This is a genomic window from Limosilactobacillus oris DSM 4864 (assembly GCF_001434465.1).
GTDB classification, from domain to species: Bacteria; Bacillota; Bacilli; order Lactobacillales; family Lactobacillaceae; genus Limosilactobacillus; species Limosilactobacillus oris.
Genome location: NZ_AZGE01000032.1, coordinates 1 through 20,586 on the forward strand (window position 1 = coordinate 1; position 20,586 = coordinate 20,586).

Genomic DNA, 20,586 nt, shown 5'->3' on the forward strand with positions numbered 1-20,586 from the left:
CATCAGTACTTCTTGACGAAGAGCCAAACGAATAAAACCACTGATGACCAGCACGGCCATCAGTGGTTTTTTACGTTTACTTCAATTGTTCTTTGAAATGCTCTAAGTTAGCTGGGGTTGGATTAAGGTTTGCCCACCTTTGGGTCAAGAACTGGTCACTCAACCGATAATGCGGTGCCGGCTGTTTGCTGGTAATGAAGCTATTGGAAGCTCGATCAAATTTGACCCAGCCAGCCCAGCCGATGTGAATGGTGTCTTCCATAAAGGAAGTCTTGCCGCCATCATGGGAAAGGTCGAGCACGTTGTTGAAACCTTGTTCGCGGAGCTGGAACTTAATCTTGTTCACCGAACGGTAGTACATCTGCATATCCAGGCCAGTGAACTTTTCCCACTTGGCATTAACCGGTGGAATTACGAACAGCACGTTGGTGTTCGTGTTCTTAAACTGGTTTAAGACAACTTGCAGGTCACCATATTCCGGTGATTGAGTATAGTTCAGGTGTCGCTGACTACCCGCCAGCCGTTTTTCGTGCGGCTTGATTTTCTTAGTGTAGAAACTATTTTTAACCCGGAAGCGGTTGTTAGTGGTATCCCGTTCACCGGTTGCCTCAGCGTCCTTATACAGCTGGTCGTAGTTATACTTTTTCGGCAGCTTGTTAACGTTTGGCAGGATGTGTTTCTGGTAGTTCTCGTTAATTTGGAACTCTGAGAAGAGGGCGTCTTCGTGCTTGAGCATCGCCACCCGGGTGTTGATTACCAACCGGTCCCAGCCGCTCAGGGCATGACCAGCCGCAATCTTACGGGCTGCGGCCCCAATCGTCCCGTCCGTTCCTAGGAGGGTCAGCAACCGGCGTGCGGTATACCGGTCGTATGGTGACCGTGGATTGGCTTTTTGCAGCCAGCTCAGGTCGGCATATGTCCCGTTATAAAACTTGAATGCGGGGGTTTTGACGCCCTGCTTGGTAAACCATTGGGGAGAAATAATGTAGACTGCCTTTTGGTCCGTTAACTGGTTTTCCATCGAATTAATGTTGAAAAACTGGGGCAGTGACTGGGTTCCCCGGGAACCAAATAGGAAGGGCGTGTAATTATGGTACCGCGCGGCCATTACGGATGGGTGATACTTATCCATCCGCCGCAGCTCGCTGGAACCAAAAAAGGGTACAAATTTGGTCTGGTGATTGCTCATGGCCTGCTGCTTAATTGATTGGTTTTTAAAGACAACTGGGCTGAGCGAAACGGCTGCTTGTTTCTCCATGGCGGTGCTGTGCTTATTTTTGATTGGTAACGAGAACAGCACCACGATCAGGACAAACGCCAGGATAACAGGGCCAAAGATGGACCACAGTTTCCGGCGATTATGCATTTTGAAGCTCCTTTACCCGTTGTTCAATCTTTTCAATTGTGTTCCACTGGCTCCGGTCAAACTCAGAAACCGGAACTTGAACATCAAAGGCATCTTGCAAGCCTAGCAGCAGGCTAACCGTTGCCATGGAGTCCAAGAGGCCACTTGTAAAGAGGTCTTGGGAAGCATCGCTAAAGTCAGCAGCGTCCCGGCCAGTTGTGTCAGCTAAAATGTTAATAATCTGTTCTTGCATGATCGTAAATCCTCCTAAAATCGATGTGGTTAGCTAAAGAAAAAGGTATCCAAGAAACCACTAAAAATCAAAAACGTAAACATAACAAAGTTAAAGGTAACAAAAATAGCAATTCCCGTGGTCAGCTTATTGTGGGGCAGGTTTGGCAGGCGTTTCCGCTTAAACCGCAACCACCAGTCATTCGCCACTAGGGCAAAACCGTGCAGGAAACCATATAAAATATAATACCAGGTGATACCATGCCAAAAGCCCATCAAAACCATGTTAAGCATATAGGCGGTCGATGACAAGGTATTCCGGTTTTTAAACCAGCGTTTTTTGGTTGCCATGAAGACAAAGCGCATGAAAATATAGTCACGGAACCAGAACGACAGGCTGATGTGCCACCGGTTCCAGAACTCTTTGATGTTCTTGGACTTAAATGGCTGCTTGAAGTTCATCGGGGTCTGGACACCCATAAAATAGGAAATCGCGACCGCAAAGAGCGAGTAGCCGGCAAAGTCGAAGAAGAGGTAGAAACCGTACGTGTACATTACCCCCAGCATACTCCAGGAGAACAGACTGTGGTTAATCATGGCCTGCTGTTCAAAGAACGGGTAAAAGTTTTGTCCAAAGAAGTAACCAATCACGAACTTGTACAAGAAACCGAGGAAGAGGTAGAAAATCCCCTTGCTGACCAGGTTCAGGTAGTCTTCCCGTGACGGGACTTTCCGGTAGTCCTTTTCGAAACGCCGGTAGCGGTCGATTGGTCCGGAAGTAATCGTAGGCATAAACAGAATAAAGCGGACAAACTTCCAGGGAGAAATTTCCTTAATCATCCCGTCCCGGGTTTCGATAATGGTTCCAACGGCCCGGAAAGTCAGGTAAGAAATCCCCAAAAAGCCGAGCAGGGAGTTGTGACCCACCATTGCTGGCGAGAGTTTTACGATTACCAGCGGCAGGATGGATAAGCCAGACAGCAGGTAAAAGACACCGGTGCTGTTCTGCCGTTGCCGGTAGCGGGCGTAAAACATCACGAGCAGGGTTTCGTATATTACGTAGACAATCAGTGAAATCCCCTGCTGCCAGCTGCTGCCGTCAAACATTAAGAAAATGAAGACGAAGCTGACCAGTGCTTCGTACCAGCTAAACCGTTTGCCAAAGTAAAGGCCGATCCCCAGCGGTAAAAGGGCAAGAATTAAGTAGACAAAGTAGACTGGGGTTCCGTAGGCGCTAAAGTTTGGCAGACTTGAGATCCAATTAATCATTATTGATTGACCTCTTTAATCATTTGCTTAACTGCAATCTTGCCATTTGCAGACATCGGGAAGCTGTCTCGGTAAATGAATTGGGTCGGCATCATGTATGGCATGATGAGTTCCTTGAGGCTTTCCCGGATTTGAGCGGTCAGTTTGGCTGGCTCCTCGTCAGCATAGTCCTTCTTGGGGATGACCGCGGCGATCAGGTGGGTAACCTTACCGTCCCGGTTGTATTTCGGCAGCGCCACTGCCTGCTTGATATACGGGCTCTTTTCTAGGCTGGCCCGCACTTCATCCAATTCGATCCGGAAGCCGTGGAGCTTAATTTGGAAGTCCATCCGCCCCTTGTGGTGGAGAAGACCATCTTCGTCAAGCACTCCCGCGTCCCCGGTCCGGTATGCTGGCTGGCCGTTCAGCTCGAAAAAGGCTTGAGCGGTCTTTTCAGGGTTGTTCATGTAGCCGTGGGCAACGCTGTCCCCAGCAATGATGATTTCTCCTTGTTCTCCCGGGGTGGTTACCTGCTGGTTGCCCTGCCAAATTGACAATTCTACGCCCGGCTTGGCATAGCCGACGGGGAGGCGGTCATTGTTCGCCGCAATTTCAGGAGTGATTTCAATTCCGGAAACAGCGACCGTGGCCTCCGTGGGCCCGTAAGTGTTGAAAATATGGGCGTGGGGGAAGCGCTTGTGCAGGTTTTGGGCGGTCTTAACCGTCAGCTCTTCGCCGCAGAACAGGAAGTCGGTGATTCCCGGCATCTGCTGTTCACTAAAGGCCGGGCTTAACATCAGCATATCCGCAAACGAAGGGGTCCCGACAAAGACGTTGAGGTCTAGTTTAGGCAAGGCCGTAAAGAGCTGCCCGAAGTTTTCAACCACATCATGCGGCAAGGCCTTAATCGTGCTCCCGCTCATCAGGGCCGGGTATAAGAACATATTTGAAAGGTCAAACGAATATGGCGGTTGTCCCAGGTAGTTGGCATGGGCTGGCAGGTCAAATTCGTCACTCAGCATCCAGTTGGTGAAGGTTACCAGGTTGTCGTGGCTGACTTCCACCCCTTTAGGAGAACCGGTTGTTCCCGAGGTAAACAGGATGTAGGCGAGGTCGTCCCCCGTGACGGGGTTCGGGTCATCAAACGCTTCGTGCGCATTGATGGCCTGGTTGATGGCGTCCCGGTCAATTACCGGTGCGCTCACCACGAGCTGGTCACCAGGGAAAGCGTCAATTGCCAACACCAGACTAGGCTTTCCAGTGTCGAGGATCGATTGAATCCGTGGCAGCGCCGAGTCGGCAGCTACTGGGATGTAGGAATGCCCGGTTTTTAAAACGGCCCAGAAACTGGCTAACATCTCATACTGGTGGTCGCCAAAGACTAAAATTGGGCTGTGGTCCGGTAGTGACTGCTGGTCGAGCCAAGCAGCCAAACTGTCCGCAGCCGCCTTTAATTCACCATAAGTAGTGCTCCTGCCCATTTCGTCGTAGGCCAGCCGGTCCTGGTTGGCCATGGCGATCTGGTCAAAAGCATCAACAAGATTTGTAATCAATTTATTCTCCTCCACGTTAGAATTCATTATAAATAAACGGTTCTTGTCCTGCACCATAGTACCCGTATAGGTAAACCAGCAGGAGAATTACAATAAAGTAAAAGGCCGTTTTTAAGATGAACTTTAGTGTGGGATGATTCTTAATACTTTTGGAAAAGATTATGAATCACTCCTTTCGCTTATAAGAAAATACCACGTTTTACTAAAATAGTGAATTTACTATGGTGATTTTAATTATTTTGTAAGCAATTCACCAGTAAAACGTGACAATAGAATTATATATCAATTCCGTCGCATGGTGAATTAATTTTTATGATTTATAACTTGACCTGTGCGTCCCGCTATGATTTTTGATAAAATTGAAGTCAATGCAAAATTTTTAATCGGGAAAGTGAGTAATAATGATAAGTGGACGTCTCCGCAATACGGAATATGTAATTAACCTGCGGGCACTCGGTGAAAATATCCAGGCCCAGAAAGCCGCCTTGCCAGCCGACAGCAAGATCTTAGCGGTTGTCAAAGCCAATGCCTACGGTCACGGCCTGGTACCGGTCGCTCAGGCGGCCCTCCGTGCTGGTGCCACTGGGATGTGCGTGGCAATCCTTGATGAAGCACTAGAACTGCGGGATAGCGGCTTAGACGTTATTACGCTGGTTTTGGGAATTACACCGGTCGAAGAGGCGAACGTCGCTGCCGAGGCAGGAGTTTCCCTGACCGTGGGTTCGCTAGATTGGCTGACCAAGTACCACCAGTTTGCCCGCCAGTTTAACTGGAAGAAGCCCCTCAAGATTCACCTGGCTGTCGATACCGGGATGGGGCGGATCGGCTTTACAAATGTCGCCGAGTTTAACCAGGCCGTTAAGATCCTGCGGCGGTATCCTGAATTTGAATTCGAGGGGATGTTTACCCACTTTGCAACGGCGGACAGTGCTGACCACACCTACTTTGACCGTCAATACGCGCGCTGGCAGAAATTTATTGAAAGCCTCGACGAGCTGCCACCGTACACGCACATGGCTAATTCGGCGACCGGCTTGTGGCACCGCGACCAGATTACGGCCAACACGATCCGGATGGGGCTGTCGATGTATGGCTATAACCCGTCCGGAACTGACCTGCCGGAGGACTTGCACCTCCAACCGGTCGGGACGCTCCGTTCATCGATCAGCTTCGTAAAGAAACTGGCTGCCGGTGAGTCGGTTAGCTACGGGGCCACTTATACTGCGGAGCACGATGAATGGTTGGCGACAGTGCCGATTGGCTACGCGGACGGCTACCCACGCTGCATGACCGGCTTCAAGGTGCTGGTCGACGGGCAGTACTGTCCAATTGCCGGCCGGGTCTGCATGGACCAGATGATGGTTCGGCTACCGAAATACTACCCGGTAGATACCCCGGTCATCCTGATGGGCCGGTCCGGCGACTTGACAATCACTGCTGAAGAAATGGCCGACCAGGCTCAGACGATCAATTATGAGATCCTGACCAACTTTAATAACCGGATCCACCGAACTTATCACTATTAATAAAGGAGCGGGAAGATGACGAGCAAGCGGGTAAAACGGGGCGAAATCTTTTATGCGGACCTCTCCCCGGTAATCGGGTCAGAACAGGGGGGCGTCCGGCCCGTACTGATCTTACAAAATGACGTTGGTAACCATTACAGTCCGACGGTGATTGTGGCGGCAATTACCACTCAACTGCAAAAAAGCCGGTTGCCGACTCACGTATTCTTGCCCCACAAGGAAAGCTCCCTTGCACATAACTCGGTTATTCTCTTAGAGCAGGTGCGAACGATTGACAAGCAACGGCTGCAAGACCGGATTGCAAAGATCAGTCCGGCTAGGATGACCGCGGTGGACCACGCGCTCCAGATTAGTTTTGGCCTGGTGAACAAGGAAAAGTAAAACAAAACGTCCCAAATTGGCTGAAAAGCTGATTTGGGACGTTTGTCGTTCAATGTGTGGCAGCTCATAGTGCCGCAAGACTCAGACTTTAATATTTGTGGTGGAGGTCTTCGATTTCGGCGACCTCAAAGCCCTTTTTTTGTAACCGGTGGACGATTTTTTCCATCTTATCGTGGTCCACGTCCGCTGGCAGGGTAAACAAAACCTGCTTCATCGCCGAATGTTCCGGGTCGAATGACAGCACGTTGACGATTTGACAGTAGCGGGTGATTTCCTTGCTGGCAGTCATCAGCGATCCCCGTTCATCAGGAGTAGTGACCGTTAGTACATAGCTGCCGTTGTTGACATTCCAGCCTGCCGCTAACATCCGGAGCATACTGTGGTGGGTCAGGATGCCATAGAATTGGTTATTTTCATTCAGAACGGCAATGTAGGGCAGGTCCCGCATGGCGAAGAAGACGGAAAAGAATGCTGAATTGATGGAAACAAACTTAGTGGCGTTTTTTAACAGGGCGGTCACGGGTTGGTGCATATCACCGCCGCGAGACTTGTGCCGGTACAGGTGCATCTTGTAAATGTTCCCCCGGAAAATCCGTCCGGACTTATCAAGGACGGGGACACAGCGGTAACCGCTAGTCTCAAGAACTGTCAGCGCTTCTTCCAGGGTGGCCGTTTCCGGCAGGGTGGTCAGCTGGTCTTTGGTTTTAATCAGTGAGCTAAAAATCATTATACGAACTTCTCCTGCTTTGTATTAAGTGCATTAATCATCATACCATATCTTGGTAAAATATGAGAGAAAAATGAGAAAGAATTAAAGCGCTGTGGGGTGAATTATTTTAGTTTGGCCTGCAGCTAGGGTATAATAAAGGAACCAATGCTGGACGGGGAACGCTCCCGTGCGGCCTTTTTGTATTCTTGACTGCGAAGGGATGAATAATACGATGAAAATGATTGTGGGTTTAGGAAACATTGGCAGCCGCTACGATGAAACACGTCACAACACGGGCTTTATGGTGGTTGACCAACTAGCGCGCGACTACCAGCTCGGTGCGTTTAGCCACCTCAAACAGGAGGCAGTTGCGGCTAGCGGAATCATTAACGGCGAAAAGGTGATGCTGGTTAAGCCAACGACCTTTATGAACGATTCTGGTCGGGCAGTGGGCCCGCTGGTGGATTATTACGGTCTGGACCTTGCCGACCTGGTAGTCGTTAATGATGACCTGGACATGCCAGTTGGTCGGGTACGGCTGAAAACCCATGGTGCTTCCGGTGGTCACAACGGTCTCAAGAGCATTATCAACGCACTGGGGACCAAGGACTTCAACCGGGTTAAACTTGGAATTGACCACCCCCAGCACGGGACGGTGGTTAGCCACGTTTTAGGCAAGTTTACGCCTGAAGAACGGCCACGGTTCGACGACGCGGTTGAACGGGCTGAACACGCTTTGGAAGATTGGATTAAGGGCGAGGACTTCGCCCAGCTGATGAACGACTACAACTAATTTGAAAGGGGGACAAGCGAGCGGTGCGGTTAACAAACTTTATTGAAAAATCACCCGAGTTTAAACAACTGCTCCAGCAACGGCAAGCGGCTAAACGGCAACTGGTGACTGGTATTTCGGGCTCGGCACGGACGATGCTTTTGGCAGGGATGGTTGAGCAGAGCCAGCAACCCGTATTGGCGGTGGTTGATAGTTTGACCCAGCTGGAAGAACTAGCTGATGACCTTAGCAACCTGCTGGGGGCCAACCAGGTTTACCAGTTTCCGGTTGAAGAGGTCCTTGCGGCCGAAGTGGCTACCAGTTCACCGAATTACCGCCTGCAACGGGTGCAAGCGTTGAATGCCTTAAACAGCCAGCGCCCCGTCGTAGTGGTGGCCTCGGTGGCCGGCCTGCGGCGGAATGTCGTTGCTCCCGCGTTCTTTGCCCAGGCAACCCTGAAAGTAACCGTTGGTGGAGAATTAGACCCGGAACGGGCCCGGCAGCAGTTGAGCGCAATGGGCTACCAGCTGCAAAAAATGGTTTTGCGTCCCGGCGACTTTGCCATCCGGGGCTCGATTATCGATGTTTATGCTCTGAACACTGATAACCCAGTCCGAATTGACCTGTTTGATACTGAGGTGGACTCCCTCCGTTACTTCGACGCCAGCACCCAGAAGAGTGTTGGCAATGTCGAGGAGGTAGAAATCCTCCCGGCGACCGACTTGATTCTGCCCCCGGCGGAATTCCCCCGGGTACAGGCGGCGGTGGACCGGCAATTCAGCCAGCTCAAGGCCAGCCTCCAAGCAGGGGATGAAGACCTCCTCCAGCAGGTTAACAACCGCTTTGTCCCATTGCTTACAGCACTAAACGAACACCGACTTCCTAATGAAATGTTGGAGTTTAGCGACCTCGTCTACCCAACTCGGCACTCGTTGCTTGACTACTTAGGGACAGAAGGCACGCTCTACCTGGATGACTATTCTCACTTGAAAGACCGCGCAGCAAAATTAGCTGACGAAGACCAGGGATGGCTGGAAGAGAAGGTGAAGTACCACCAGCTAGTCAGCATTCCGGCTCTGAGCAATGATTTGGCAGGCTTAATCAAGGCAGACTGCCATGCCCAGCTTTTTGGAGCCCTGTTCAAGAAAGGGATGGGGGGCTTGCGTTTCAACCAGCTGGTTGAGCTGACTAGTCGGCCGATGCAGCGGTTCTTTGGACAAATGCCGTTGCTCAAAACGGAGCTGCAGCGGTGGACTGAGCAGGGACAAACGGTTGTTATTCTGGCGGATGGTAATGAACGCCGCCAGCAGCTTGCCCGCACACTGGCTGATTTCGGTATCCCAGCGGTCGAAACGGGGACTGACCAGCTCCAGGTCAACACCGTCCAGCTGGTCGCTGCGAGCCTGAATAACGGCTTTGAGATGCCCGCGGCCGGCCTGGTCGTCATTACGGAGGGGGAACTGTTCAAGCAGGTCAAGAAGCGGCGGCACCGGGCCCAAAAGCTGGCCAATGCGGAACGGATCAAGAGCTACACCGACCTCAAGCCGGGTGACTATGTGGTCCATGTCAATCACGGAATTGGTATCTTCAGCGGGATCAAGACGATGGAAGTTGATGGTGTTCACCAGGACTACATGATTATCAACTACCGGAACAACGCGCAGATTTTTGTGCCAGTGACCCAGCTTAACCTGGTCCAGAAGTATGTTTCTTCGGAATCCCGGCCTCCGCGGATTAACCGTCTTGGCGGCAACGAGTGGGCGAAGACGAAGCGGCGGGTAGAGTCAAAGGTGGAGGATATTGCCGACGAGCTCGTCGACCTGTACGCCAAGCGGGAGGCCGCCAAGGGCTATTCCTTCCCCGCGGATGACTACCTGCAAGCACAATTTGATGCCAATTTTCCCTATAACGAAACCCGTGACCAGTTGCGGAGCATCAAAGAGGTCAAGCGGGACATGGAAAAGCCGCGGCCGATGGATCGCCTCCTGGTGGGTGACGTCGGCTACGGTAAAACGGAAGTGGCGATGCGGGCGATTTTTAAGGCCGTCACGGGTGGCAAACAAGTCGCCTTTTTAGTGCCAACGACGGTGCTGGCCCAGCAGCACTTTGACACCCTGAGCAAGCGCTTTGCCGGGTTCCCGGTAAAGATTGCCTTGATGTCGCGGTTTAAAACCAACCAGGAATTAAAGGAAACCGACGCGGGGTTAGCGGACGGCAGTGTTGACATTGTCGTTGGTACCCACCGGATCCTTTCCAAGGACGTTCAGTTTAAGGACCTGGGACTCGTAATCGTTGACGAAGAACAGCGCTTTGGGGTCAAGCACAAGGAACGGTTAAAGGAATTGAAGAATAACGTCGATGTCCTAACACTGACGGCGACCCCGATTCCCCGGACGTTAAACATGTCGATGCTTGGTGTCCGGGACCTATCCGTCCTCGAGACGCCGCCAGCGGGCCGGTTTCCGATTCAAACCTACGTGATGGAGCAAAATGACGGAGCAATTCGGGATGGCATTACCCGGGAAATGAACCGGGGCGGCCAGGTCTACTACCTGCACAACCGGGTCAACGACATTGAAGAAACGGTGCTGAAGTTGCAAAGCCTGGTTCCGGAGGCCCGGATCGGTTATATCCATGGCAAAATGAGCGAAAATGAGCTGGAGACGGTCCTATATGACTTTATTCAGGGCAATTATGACGTCCTGGTGACTACTTCAATCATCGAAACCGGGGTCGATATTCCGAACGTCAACACCCTTTTCGTTGAAAATGCCGACCACCTGGGATTAGCCCAGCTCTACCAGATTCGGGGGCGGATCGGCCGGAGCAACCGGGTCGCGTACGCCTACTTTATGTACCAGCCGAATAAGGTCCTAACGGAACAGGGAGAAAAACGGCTGGCCGCCATCCGGGACTTTACCGAGCTGGGGTCCGGCTTTAAGATTGCGATGCGGGATTTGGCAATTCGCGGGGCCGGGAACATTCTTGGCAAGCAGCAGCACGGGTTCATCGACTCTGTCGGCTATGATCTCTATTCTTCAATGCTGAACGAGGCGGTTGCCCGCAAGCAGGGGAAGAAGCGGACGGCCCGGGCCAATACGGAGGTCGAAGTCGGTGTGGAAGCCTACTTACCGGATAGCTACGTTAACGACCAGCGGCAAAAGATCGAACTCTATAAGGCAATTCGCCAGGCTCAGACGGCTGACGAACTACTAGAAATCCAGGGGGACCTGCTGGACCGTTTTGGCGATTACCCGGCCGCGGTTGGCAACCTCCTGCTGATTAGCAAATTGAAGCAGCACGCCGACGAAGCGATGATTGAGCAGGTTAAGCGGCAGCGGGACAACATCCTGATTACCTTTACTCCTGCTGGTAGCCACTTAGTCAAGGCTCCCCAGATTATCAAGCTCCTGGCAAAGACAAAGTTTAAGGCAACCCTCGGGGAACAGGATGGCCAGTTGACGGTTCGGCTGGTGATTCAGCCGAAGATGACGCAAACGGACTGGCTAAATCAGTTACTGACCTTTCTCAGTGGCCTTAGCCAGGTCGTGGCGGAAGAAAACACACAGGCGAGTAAGTAAATGGAGGAAATAAGATGCGGTTAGATAAGTTTTTAAAGGTGTCACGGATCATCAAGCGACGCTCAGTCGCTAAGGAAATCGCGGATCAGGGACGGATCCTCGTCAATGACCTGCCGGCGAAGTCCTCGACCAAGGTGAAGGCTGGGGACACGCTGACGATTAAATTTGGCAACAAGACGGAGACGGTTAAAATCAACCAGATCGTTGAGACAACCAAGAAAAGCGAAGCAGAGGATATGTACGAAATTGTCGATGAAACCTATGCAGAAGACTTTTAATGGATTTTTATAAAAAAATTGATAATTTTCCGGCTTGATATAGACAGTTGACGGGTAACCTTGCTATACTTAAACTATTATCAGTAAATAAAGCGGGGGAAAGTTATGTCAAGCCAGGGCGACAATAAGGTTTCACAGTTGGAAACACCATATGTGCACAAGTTTTCGGTTGATCAGCAAAAACGTCAGGTTCATATTAGGCGTTGTCGGCGAATTATGCTGGTCTTTTTGGTGATTTTTATCATTTTGGGAATCCAGATTTTCCAAAGCAAACGGACACTGGCTAAGGTCAATGGGAACATTGCCCAGTACCAGGCTAGTTTGCAAAGCCAGCGGAAGACCAGCCAGCAGCTCAAACAGCAAATTCAGCAGCTGCATGATCCGGAATATGCGCAGCAGGTTGCCCGGGCTAAGTACAACTACTCGAAGAAGGGCGAAACTATCTATAATTTAGATAATTAGTTCCTTTTTCGGAAGTGGGTATGGTATACTCAACTACAATTAATCACAAATTCTGGATGACTTGAGGAGGAACTATTAGTTTCATGGCAATTGAAGTGGGAGCAAAGGTTTCCGGCAAGGTTTCGGGAATCACGAATTTCGGGGCGTTTGTCGATTTAGATGATAACCAAACGGGATTGGTGCATATCAGCCAAATCTCTGACAAGTATATTAAGGATGTTCATGATGTCTTGGCTGTCGGCGATACCGTTACGGCTAAGGTAACCCGGGTTGGTGATGATGGGAAGATTGCCCTATCAATGAAAGCAGCCGCGCCACACGAACAAAAGGAAGAGCATGGCAGCCACCATTCTGAAAACAAGCACCACTTCCACCATGAAAACCGCCAGCATGACTTCCGCGGTCACCAAAGCAACTACCGGGGTGGCTTCGGCAATGGCGGCCACCATGGACATGGCCACCAGCACGAAGACTTTAATGACATGCTGGCTGGCTACCTCAAGGAAAGTGAGTCCCGCCTCTCAACGCTCAAGCGGCAAACCGACGGCAAACGTGGTGGCCGTGGCGGCCGGCGGAGCTAACACGATGGTAAAACTCGAAGAACAGTTTAAGCGGCACCTGCAAAGGGGTCGCTTTTTTGATAAGAATGACCGGGTAGTGATTGCCGTTTCGACGGGGGTCGACTCAATGGTCCTCCTATCTCTGGTGACCTCCCTCCCCGCTTCGCTGCGGCCGGCAATCACCGTTGCCCACGTTAACCATGAGTTACGACGCCAAAGCCAGGAGGAGGAGGCATACCTTCGCCGCTATTGCCAGAAACACCAGCTCGCTTTGCTAGTAAAGCACTGGCCCCGGGCAAACCACCCCCAAACCGGTATTGAGGCGGCGGCCCGGCGCTTTCGCTACCAGTTTTTTGCGGAGGTGATGGCGGCGCGGCAAAGCCCCATTCTCCTAACGGCTCACCACCAAAATGACCTGGCGGAAACAATGCTGATGAAGCTGGTGCGGGGCGGCCAGCTCGGCCAGCTAGTCGGTATTGAGGCGGTGCGCTCCTTTGCTGGTGGCCGCCTAGTCCGTCCCCTGCTGCCCTTTAGCAAGGAGCAGCTGCGTGCTTATGCGGTGGCAAAGGGGATTCGCTGGTACGAGGATGCGACCAACCAGGATTTAACGATTAGCCGGAACCGTTATCGCTACCAGCTGCTCCCGGCACTGGAAAAGGAGAACCCGCGGCTCTTGCAACACCTGACCAGCTACCACCAGCAGTTGGCGGCGCTGCTTGCCTGGCAGAACCAGGAAGTACAAGCACAGCTCGCTCGGGTTGCTGAGGGCAACCAGCTCCACTTGACCAGCTGGGAAGAGCTGCCGGAAGTCGCCCAGCGCTTGGTCCTCCAGCATTGGCTTGAACAGTGGCTGCTCGCTATCAAGCAGCGGTTAGTGGACGAATTGATGGCCGGATTGAAAAATCACGCTACCCCCCAGCAGTCCTGGGCCCTGCCGAATGGCTACCAGCTGGTTAAGGATTACCAATCCTGCCGACTTGTTCCTGCTAAGAAAAATCCCGGAAAAGGGCAAAATGGATTATCGACTGTGGTAGAATTGGGCCAATGGTACCGCGTCAGCGATCAGCGGGCCATCCAGGTCATAGCTGCCAAGGATGATACGGTTGGACAATCGTCGGGGCAGGAGATGTGGCTGGCCCCAGATCAGCTCCCCTTACGGTTGCGTTTGTGGCGGGCAGGGGATGCCCTGCGTTTGAAACAGGGGGGCCACCAGCTGGTCCGCCGGATTTTGATTGACCAAAAGGTTTCCAATGCTGCCCGCCAGGCGCAAGTAGTTCTTGCGGATGCCCATGACGAGCCGGTCTGGCTGGTTGGCCGCAAGTGGGCCTGGTTTACCCGCCCTGCCGATTACCGGCAGCGCTGGCGCCACGTTTTAATTAGCATGAAAGAAGTGTAAAGGAGATTTACCATGAACAACGACATTGAAAAAGTGCTGTACAGCGAGGAAGATATTCAGGCCGCAATTGCCCGCTTGGCAAAGCAGGTCGCGGCCGATTACCAGGATAAGGACCCGCTGATTGTTTCGGTTCTGTCCGGGGCGGTCCTGTTTACCGTCGACCTGATCAAAAAAATGGACATTATGGCCCAACTCGACTTTATCGACGTTTCGACCTACTTTGGGGGAACCGCGACGACGGGGCATCTCAAGCTGATCCATGATCTGACGACCGATGTCAAGGACCGGAACGTGCTGATTACCGAAGATATCGTTGATAGTGGCCGGACACTGGAATATTTGGTAAAGCTCTTCAAAGACCGTGGTGCCAAGAGCGTCAAAACGGTCTCACTGCTTAACAAGCCGGAGGGACGGGAGTTTGACGTTGCGGTTGAATACTATGGCTTTAAGGTTCCTAACGAGTTCCTAGTGGGCTACGGCTTGGACTACAAGGGCTATTACCGGAACCTGCCGTACGTCGGTGTCTTGAAGCCATCTGTATACAGTGAAAACTAATGCTGGCAATTTAATGGTCAATGATTGTCAAGTATGCTATGATAATGGGTACAATTTAAATTAAGTTGCTGGTAGATAGGAGGTTGTTATGAACAACAATCGGCGTAACAATAATTTTACTCATAACGTTCTCTTCTACGCAGTGATGTTCTTGTGTATTATGGGCATTGCCTACTTTTTCTTCGGGGGTAACCAATCCACCGGACAGAGTAAGACGGTTACCCAGAGCGAGTTTATCTCTGAACTGAAGAGCAACAAGATTAAGAGTGTCCAGCTTCAGCCAAATGGCGGGGTTTACAAGGTGACCGGGAGCTACCGGAAGCCGCAGACGAACAACAGTAACTCCAACAATGGCTTTGCTTTAGCTACGCAACGCAACAACAAGGTTTCACAGTTCCAGAGCTCAGTTCTCGAAAGTGACGTTACGGTTAGCCAGTTGCAAAACTATGCTAATAAGCACAACGTCAAGCTGAGTACTAAGGCCGAGGAATCCAATAGTATCTGGATGAACCTATTGTTGACGGTCTTGCCACTGGTCATCATGATTTTCTTCTTCTACATGATGATGGGCCAAGCTGGCCAAGGTGGTGGCGGCCGTGGGGTAATGAGCTTTGGAAAGACCAAGGCGAAACCAGCGGATGCCAAGAAGAATAAGGTTCGTTTCTCAGACGTTGCCGGTGAAGAAGAGGAAAAGCAAGAGCTGGTTGAAGTGGTTGAATTCTTAAAGAATCCAAAGAAGTTCACCAAGCTGGGTGCCAAGATTCCATCCGGGGTCTTGTTGGAGGGGCCTCCGGGTACCGGTAAGACCCTGCTAGCCAAGGCGGTTGCCGGTGAATCTGGCGTGCCGTTCTTCTCCATCTCCGGTTCAGACTTCGTGGAAATGTTTGTTGGGGTCGGGGCGTCCCGTGTCCGGGATCTCTTTGACCAAGCGAAGAAGGCTGCACCAGCGATCATCTTCATTGACGAAATTGATGCGGTTGGTCGTCGCCGGGGCAACGGCATGGGTGGCGGTCACGATGAACGTGAACAAACCCTGAACCAGCTCCTGGTTGAGATGGACGGGTTCCAAGGTGACGAAGGGGTCATCGTAATGGCTGCCACCAACCGGTCTGACGTCCTTGACCCAGCCCTTCTGCGGCCGGGCCGGTTTGACCGAAAGATCCTGGTTGGTCGTCCAGACGTCAAGGGCCGTGAAGCTATTTTACGGGTTCATGCTAAGAACAAGCCGTTGTCACCAGACGTGGACCTCAAGGAAATTGCCAAGCAGACCCCTGGTTTTGTGGGGGCCGACCTGGCAAACCTGCTGAACGAAGCGGCCCTGCTTGCTGCACGCCGGAACAAGACTGAAATTGACGCGGCGGACCTGGACGAAGCCGAGGACCGGGTAATTGCCGGTCCGGCTAAGCACGACCGGGTTCAGTCTGCCCAAGAACGGAAGACGGTGGCCTACCACGAGGCCGGACACACGATTGTTGGTCTGGTCTTGAACGATGCCCGCGTGGTTCACAAGGTTACGATTGTACCGCGGGGTCGGGCTGGTGGTTATGCAATTATGCTGCCGCGGGAAGATCAAATGCTGATGTCAAAGAAGAACGCCGAAGAACAGATTGCCGGTTTAATGGGTGGTCGGGCTGCAGAAGAGTTAATCTTCAAGTCCCAGTCTTCGGGTGCTTCAAACGACTTTGAGCAGGCGACCCAGATTGCCCGGGCCATGGTAACCCAGTACGGGATGAGTGATAAGATCGGACCAGTTGAGCTGCAGAGCTCTGGTCAGGTCTTCACTGGTCAGGGTTATGACCAGTCACCATACTCTGAAAAGACCGCGGCACTGGTAGATGAAGAAGTTCGCCGGATCCTGAATGAAGGGCATGAACAAGCCCTCCACATTCTGGAAACACACCGTGAACAGCATAAGGTAATTGCTGAAGCGCTGTTGAAGTACGAAACGCTGGATGAAAAGGAAATTCTGAGTCTTTACAAGACCGGTAAGATTCCGAACAAGGACCACGCAGAGGCTGACGAAAAGGCCTACGCGCAGACCTTTGAAGAATCTAAGCGGGCCCTGGAACGCTTGGAAGACGAGAAGCGGACTGACAAGGCTAACGAACACAAAGAGTTGGCCGACCATCAGGCCGCAGATCAAGCGGATCAGTCAGCTGATGATTCAACAACGCCAACTGACCACCAGTCAGACGATGACGATGATCACCGAGCTTAATCAATGTTAGAATAGGAGTGACACGCCTTACTGGCGGGGCTCCTATTTTTATTTTATAAGGAGGAACAATCATGACGAAAACGACAGATTACTTAGTCAAGAGCATAACTAAAGATGGCAAGTTCCGGGCATATGCAGTTAACGCGACCCAACTGGTTGAAAAGGCCCACGAGATTCACGACACCTGGTCGGCATCATCGGCGGCACTCGGCCGGACGCTGATTGGAACCGTTCTGCTGGCAACGGCCGGTCTGGAAGGCGAGGCCGGGATGACGGTTAAAATTCAGGGAAACGGCCCGGTTGGCTACATCATTGCTGACGGAACTGCGAACGGAACGGTCAAGGGCTACATGGGCAACCCGCACGTTAACCTGCCGGCAAACAGCAAGGGAAAAATCGACGTGGCCGGCGCCGTGGGAACGAAGGGCACTCTCTCCGTAACCAAAATGGCGCCTGGTGATAAGACGCCTTACACGGGTGAGGTCAACCTGGTGTCCGGTGAGCTGGGGGATGACTTCACCTACTACCTCGCCCAATCCGAGCAGATTCCGTCCGCGGTCGGCCTCTCCGTGTTCGTCAACCCCGACGAGAGTATCCAGGTCGCTGGCGGCTTTATGATCCAGGTGCTGCCGGGGGCTAGCGATGAGGAAATCGGCAAGCTGGAAGAGAAGCTCAAGAGCCTGCCATTAGTTTCTGAGATGCTTCGTGATGGCGATACGCCTGAGGATATTTTAGGCAAACTCTTCGGTGACCAGCTCAAGATTTTGGATAAAATGCCGGTCCGTTACGAGTGCAACTGTAATAAGCAACGCTTCGCCCATGCTTTGGAAAGCATCAGTGCAGACGATTTGAAGAAATTGATTGACGAAGATCACCATGCGGAAACGGTTTGTCAATTCTGCGGGAAAAAGTATGAATTTACCGAAGATGAATTACAGCTGATCTATGATAAAAAGTTAGCTGACGCGGCGGCTGATCAAGAAACGGCTGCTAAGGAAGGAACGAAGACTCCAAACACCGACCAAAAGTAGTTACTTGGCCCGCACCACCGGGTTGTGCTATGATGGTTGGGTTATCGAACCACAAATCAAATGCACAATTGAAGCCAGCTCACTTGTGCCGAATTAAAGTAATGAGGTGAAAGTATGAAGTGGAAGATTGGCGATGTTGAAATTCCTAACCAGGTGGTGGTTGCGCCGATGGCCGGGGTGACCAACTCGGCTTTCCGGGTGATTTGTAAGGAATTTGGCGCGGGCTACGTGGTTTGTGAGATGATTTCCGACCGGGGAATTATGTACCACAACCAGAAGACGCTGAACATGATGGATGTCGACCCGACCGAACACCCCATGGGGATCCAGATTTTCGGTGGAACCAAGGAAACACTGGTGGAAGCGGCAAAGTACGTTGACGAGCACACCGCAGCGGACGTCATCGATATCAACATGGGCTGCCCCGTTAACAAGGTGGTCAAGACTGACGCTGGGGCCCGCTGGCTCCTGGATCCGCAGAAGGTCTATGAGATGGTCTCCTATGTCACTGACGCGGTAAAAAAGCCGGTGACAGTTAAGATGCGAACCGGCTGGGATGATAAGCACATTTACGCCGTTGAAAATGCGCTGGCCGCTGAACGAGCCGGGGCAGCCGCGATTGCAATGCACGGTCGGACCCGAAAACAGATGTATACGGGCCACGCCGATTGGAATATACTAAAAGAAGTGGCTAGTCAGCTAACAATCCCGTTCATGGCGAATGGTGATATTCGGACACCGGAAGACGCCAAGAAGGTGCTTGATATGACCGGGGCCACTGCTGCGATGATCGGTCGGGCCGCAATGGGCAATCCGTGGATGCTGACGCGGACGGAGCACTACCTGGAAACCGGGGAATTGCTCCCAGAAGCGAGTGCGGAAAAGAAGATTAAGATGGCTAAGGAACACCTAAACCGTCTGATCGACCTGAAAGGGGAATATATTGGTGTCCGGGAATTCCGGGGCCTGTCGACATACTACCTCAAGGGGATTCCCCGGTCAGCACGGGCTAAAGCGGCATTAGTGGAAGCAGAGACGCGTCAAGAGATGAATGATATTTTTGACCGCTTTGCCGAAAAGACCGCCGAACGGGAACAACGAAGTGTAAACTAAACACAACAGAGGAGGAGAAATCTGTGTCTCAAGAACTAGATCAAATGCGCGTCCGTCGGGAAAAAATGGAAGAACTCAAGGAGGCCGGGATTGAACCGTTTGGCCGCCGCTTTAAGCGCGACCACCTGGCCCAGGACCTGCATGACGAATACGATCAATATGACAAGGACGAACTGAACGAAAAGGGTGAAATGGTCACAATTGCCGGCCGGATGACCCGGAAGCGGAGCAGTGGTAAGGCGGGCTTCGCAGACTTTGTGGATCGGACTGGTAAAATTCAGGTTTACGCTCGGAAAGACATGGTGGGTGACGAACCTTACCATATCTTTAAGCGGGCTGATATTGGTGACTTCCTTGGAATTGAAGGGGATGTGATCAAGACTAATACCGGTGAATTGACCGTCCGGGCCCACAAGATTACCTTCTTATCCAAGGCGTTGCGGCCACTGCCAAATAAGTGGGAAGGGGTTACTGACCCGGAGACCATCTACCGGCAGCGGTACCTAGACTTGATCTCTAATCCAGAAAGCTTCAAGCGCTTCCACCAGCGGACTGCGATCATCAAGGCCGTGCGGAAGTACATGGATGACCACGGCTTTACTGAAGTGGAAACGCCTATTCTGAACACCCAGGCCGGTGGGGCCAATGCACGGCCGTTCGTGACCCACCACAATGCCCTGGATATTGATATGTACCTGCGGATCGCGACTGAGTTATACCTAAAGCGGTTAATTGTTGGTGGCTTTGAACGGGTATACGAACTCGGCCGGATTTTCCGGAATGAGGGGATGGACCCGCACCACAACCCTGAATTTACAACGATGGAAACCTACGCGGCCTACTTCGACTTCCAGGACGTAATGGACGAAACGGAAGGAATCGTTAAGGCGGCAGCCAAGGTCGTTTCTGATGATGGGAAGATTACTTACCAGGGGCGTGAAATCGACCTCGGTGGCGACTTTAAACGGATTACGATGGTCGACGCGGTGAAGGAAAAGACTGGGATCGACTTTGGCGATGAATCAATGACTGATGACGATGCCAAGAAGCTGGCGGAAGACCATAAGATTGAGTTTAAGCCATACTGGACGAAGGGCCACATCCTGAACGCCTTCTTTGAAGAATACGTCGAAGATACTTTGATTCAACCGACCTTCGTTTACGAATACCCAGTTGAAGTTTCTCCACTGGCTAAGCGGAACAAGGAGAACCCGGCAATGACTGACCGGTTCGAACTGTATGTTGATGGTAGTGAGTTAGGAAACGCCTTTAGTGAGCTGAACGACCCAATCGACCAGAAGGAACGGTTCGAGATGCAGGCGAAGGAAAAGGCCAACGGTAACGATGAGGCCGAACCAGTGGACCTTGATTATGTGCAGGCCCTGGAATACGGGATGCCGCCAACGGGTGGTCTTGGAATCGGAATTGACCGTTTGGTAATGCTACTGACTGATGCCAAGTCAATTCGTGATGTTATCTTGTTCCCAACAATGCGTCCCGAAAAGGAAAATAAACAGTAACGACGACAAACGCAAGCCGGACAATTATTGCCTGACTTGCGTTTTTTTGTCCTTATTTGCAAAAAAAGTGAATAAAATCGGCTCTTCGTCAAGAAGTACTGATGAGA

The 20,586-nt window shown here is 51.8% G+C and carries 19 protein-coding genes; 13 read left to right on the forward strand and 6 right to left on the reverse strand.

The annotated features are described in order from the left end of the window. Positions 1-76: 76 nt before the first annotated feature. Genes dltD through FC49_RS09825 form a run of 5 tightly spaced genes read right to left on the reverse strand, consistent with a single transcriptional unit; the run spans position 77 to position 4,537 of the window. Positions 77-1,366: a D-alanyl-lipoteichoic acid biosynthesis protein DltD gene (dltD, locus tag FC49_RS08435; protein ID WP_003714037.1), complete on the reverse strand. Its 1,290-nt coding sequence runs from the start codon at positions 1,364-1,366 to the stop codon at positions 77-79. Next, a complete protein-coding gene (dltC, locus tag FC49_RS08440) occupies positions 1,359-1,598 on the reverse strand; it encodes a D-alanine--poly(phosphoribitol) ligase subunit DltC (RefSeq protein WP_056984764.1) in 240 nt (79 codons plus the stop codon). Before dltC ends, dltD begins: the two co-directional genes overlap by 8 nt. A 29-nt stretch (positions 1,599-1,627) precedes the next feature. Then, positions 1,628-2,845 carry a D-alanyl-lipoteichoic acid biosynthesis protein DltB gene (gene dltB / locus FC49_RS08445; RefSeq protein ID WP_056984765.1) on the reverse strand — a complete coding sequence of 406 codons (1,218 nt, stop codon included), beginning with the start codon at positions 2,843-2,845 and terminating at the stop codon, positions 1,628-1,630. Next, positions 2,845-4,404: a D-alanine--poly(phosphoribitol) ligase subunit DltA gene (gene dltA / locus FC49_RS08450; RefSeq protein ID WP_418523874.1), complete on the reverse strand. Its 1,560-nt coding sequence runs from the start codon at positions 4,402-4,404 to the stop codon at positions 2,845-2,847. The genes dltB and dltA overlap by 1 nt, the downstream gene beginning before the upstream one ends. Beyond that, positions 4,394-4,537, reverse strand: coding sequence for a teichoic acid D-Ala incorporation-associated protein DltX (locus FC49_RS09825; protein WP_081453987.1), 144 nt, complete (start codon positions 4,535-4,537; stop codon positions 4,394-4,396). The genes dltA and FC49_RS09825 overlap by 11 nt, the downstream gene beginning before the upstream one ends. 241 nt (positions 4,538-4,778) lie before the next feature. Here FC49_RS09825 and alr point away from each other — a divergent pair, with 241 nt between their 5' ends. Together alr and FC49_RS08460 are read left to right on the forward strand one after the other, a co-directional pair. Further along, positions 4,779-5,903 (forward strand): alanine racemase, encoded by a 1,125-nt coding sequence (alr, locus tag FC49_RS08455; protein ID WP_003714036.1) that lies wholly within the window; start codon positions 4,779-4,781, stop codon positions 5,901-5,903. 15 nt (positions 5,904-5,918) lie between these two features. After that, positions 5,919-6,284 (forward strand): type II toxin-antitoxin system PemK/MazF family toxin, encoded by a 366-nt coding sequence (locus tag FC49_RS08460; RefSeq protein ID WP_003714039.1) that lies wholly within the window; start codon positions 5,919-5,921, stop codon positions 6,282-6,284. Positions 6,285-6,372: 88 nt separating this feature from the next. Here the strand turns inward: FC49_RS08460 and cbpA are convergent, their stop codons facing one another. Then, positions 6,373-7,011 carry a cyclic di-AMP binding protein CbpA gene (cbpA, locus tag FC49_RS08465; RefSeq protein ID WP_056984767.1) on the reverse strand — a complete coding sequence of 213 codons (639 nt, stop codon included), beginning with the start codon at positions 7,009-7,011 and terminating at the stop codon, positions 6,373-6,375. A 214-nt stretch (positions 7,012-7,225) separates the two neighbouring features. Between cbpA and pth the strand changes: the two genes are divergently transcribed. The 11 genes from pth to lysS all read left to right on the forward strand — a co-directional run bounded on the left by pth (position 7,226) and on the right by lysS (position 20,479). Then, positions 7,226-7,786 carry an aminoacyl-tRNA hydrolase gene (gene pth, locus FC49_RS08470; RefSeq protein ID WP_003713198.1) on the forward strand — a complete coding sequence of 187 codons (561 nt, stop codon included), beginning with the start codon at positions 7,226-7,228 and terminating at the stop codon, positions 7,784-7,786. A gap of 23 nt (positions 7,787-7,809) precedes the next feature. Continuing rightward, positions 7,810-11,346 (forward strand): transcription-repair coupling factor, encoded by a 3,537-nt coding sequence (gene mfd / locus FC49_RS08475; RefSeq protein WP_056984768.1) that lies wholly within the window; start codon positions 7,810-7,812, stop codon positions 11,344-11,346. 14 nt (positions 11,347-11,360) lie between these two features. Beyond that, positions 11,361-11,624, forward strand: a complete 264-nt coding sequence (locus tag FC49_RS08480) for an RNA-binding S4 domain-containing protein (RefSeq protein ID WP_003713208.1) — start codon at positions 11,361-11,363, stop codon at positions 11,622-11,624. A gap of 105 nt (positions 11,625-11,729) precedes the next feature. Continuing rightward, positions 11,730-12,086, forward strand: a complete 357-nt coding sequence (locus FC49_RS08485) for an FtsB family cell division protein (RefSeq protein ID WP_056984769.1) — start codon at positions 11,730-11,732, stop codon at positions 12,084-12,086. 83 nt (positions 12,087-12,169) lie between these two features. Further along, complete coding sequence (locus FC49_RS08490; protein WP_056984770.1) at positions 12,170-12,667, forward strand: S1 domain-containing RNA-binding protein; 498 nt, start codon at positions 12,170-12,172, stop codon at positions 12,665-12,667. A 4-nt stretch (positions 12,668-12,671) separates the two neighbouring features. Continuing rightward, positions 12,672-14,042 carry a tRNA lysidine(34) synthetase TilS gene (gene tilS, locus FC49_RS08495; protein WP_056984771.1) on the forward strand — a complete coding sequence of 457 codons (1,371 nt, stop codon included), beginning with the start codon at positions 12,672-12,674 and terminating at the stop codon, positions 14,040-14,042. Between the two features lie 12 nt (positions 14,043-14,054). After that, entirely contained in the window at positions 14,055-14,597 is a 543-nt protein-coding gene (gene hpt, locus FC49_RS08500) for a hypoxanthine phosphoribosyltransferase (RefSeq protein WP_056984772.1), read from the forward strand. Between the two features lie 88 nt (positions 14,598-14,685). Continuing rightward, positions 14,686-16,815 (forward strand): ATP-dependent zinc metalloprotease FtsH, encoded by a 2,130-nt coding sequence (gene ftsH, locus FC49_RS08505; RefSeq protein ID WP_056984773.1) that lies wholly within the window; start codon positions 14,686-14,688, stop codon positions 16,813-16,815. Between the two features lie 71 nt (positions 16,816-16,886). Then, complete coding sequence (hslO, locus tag FC49_RS08510; protein ID WP_056984774.1) at positions 16,887-17,846, forward strand: Hsp33 family molecular chaperone HslO; 960 nt, start codon at positions 16,887-16,889, stop codon at positions 17,844-17,846. Between the two features lie 114 nt (positions 17,847-17,960). Continuing rightward, positions 17,961-18,959 (forward strand): tRNA dihydrouridine synthase DusB, encoded by a 999-nt coding sequence (gene dusB / locus FC49_RS08515; protein WP_003713210.1) that lies wholly within the window; start codon positions 17,961-17,963, stop codon positions 18,957-18,959. A 23-nt stretch (positions 18,960-18,982) separates the two neighbouring features. Further along, a complete protein-coding gene (gene lysS, locus FC49_RS08520; RefSeq protein ID WP_056984775.1) occupies positions 18,983-20,479 on the forward strand; it encodes a lysine--tRNA ligase in 1,497 nt (498 codons plus the stop codon). The last annotated feature ends 107 nt before the right edge of the window (positions 20,480-20,586 follow it).

What these genes read in the sequence shown, in the direction of transcription:
- dltD (WP_003714037.1), bottom strand. Translation starts at nt 1,366, where the DNA reads ATGCATAATCGCCGGAAACTGTGGTCCATCTTTGGCCCTGTTATCCTG.
- dltC (WP_056984764.1), bottom strand. Translation starts at nt 1,598, where the DNA reads ATGCAAGAACAGATTATTAACATTTTAGCTGACACAACTGGCCGGGAC.
- dltB (WP_056984765.1), bottom strand. Translation starts at nt 2,845, where the DNA reads ATGATTAATTGGATCTCAAGTCTGCCAAACTTTAGCGCCTACGGAACC.
- dltA (WP_418523874.1), bottom strand. Translation starts at nt 4,404, where the DNA reads ATGAATTCTAACGTGGAGGAGAATAAATTGATTACAAATCTTGTTGAT.
- alr (WP_003714036.1), top strand. Translation starts at nt 4,779, where the DNA reads ATGATAAGTGGACGTCTCCGCAATACGGAATATGTAATTAACCTGCGG.
- FC49_RS08460 (WP_003714039.1), top strand. Translation starts at nt 5,919, where the DNA reads ATGACGAGCAAGCGGGTAAAACGGGGCGAAATCTTTTATGCGGACCTC.
- cbpA (WP_056984767.1), bottom strand. Translation starts at nt 7,011, where the DNA reads ATGATTTTTAGCTCACTGATTAAAACCAAAGACCAGCTGACCACCCTG.
- pth (WP_003713198.1), top strand. Translation starts at nt 7,226, where the DNA reads ATGAAAATGATTGTGGGTTTAGGAAACATTGGCAGCCGCTACGATGAA.
- FC49_RS08480 (WP_003713208.1), top strand. Translation starts at nt 11,361, where the DNA reads ATGCGGTTAGATAAGTTTTTAAAGGTGTCACGGATCATCAAGCGACGC.
- FC49_RS08485 (WP_056984769.1), top strand. Translation starts at nt 11,730, where the DNA reads ATGTCAAGCCAGGGCGACAATAAGGTTTCACAGTTGGAAACACCATAT.
- FC49_RS08490 (WP_056984770.1), top strand. Translation starts at nt 12,170, where the DNA reads ATGGCAATTGAAGTGGGAGCAAAGGTTTCCGGCAAGGTTTCGGGAATC.
- tilS (WP_056984771.1), top strand. Translation starts at nt 12,672, where the DNA reads ATGGTAAAACTCGAAGAACAGTTTAAGCGGCACCTGCAAAGGGGTCGC.
- hpt (WP_056984772.1), top strand. Translation starts at nt 14,055, where the DNA reads ATGAACAACGACATTGAAAAAGTGCTGTACAGCGAGGAAGATATTCAG.
- ftsH (WP_056984773.1), top strand. Translation starts at nt 14,686, where the DNA reads ATGAACAACAATCGGCGTAACAATAATTTTACTCATAACGTTCTCTTC.
- hslO (WP_056984774.1), top strand. Translation starts at nt 16,887, where the DNA reads ATGACGAAAACGACAGATTACTTAGTCAAGAGCATAACTAAAGATGGC.
- dusB (WP_003713210.1), top strand. Translation starts at nt 17,961, where the DNA reads ATGAAGTGGAAGATTGGCGATGTTGAAATTCCTAACCAGGTGGTGGTT.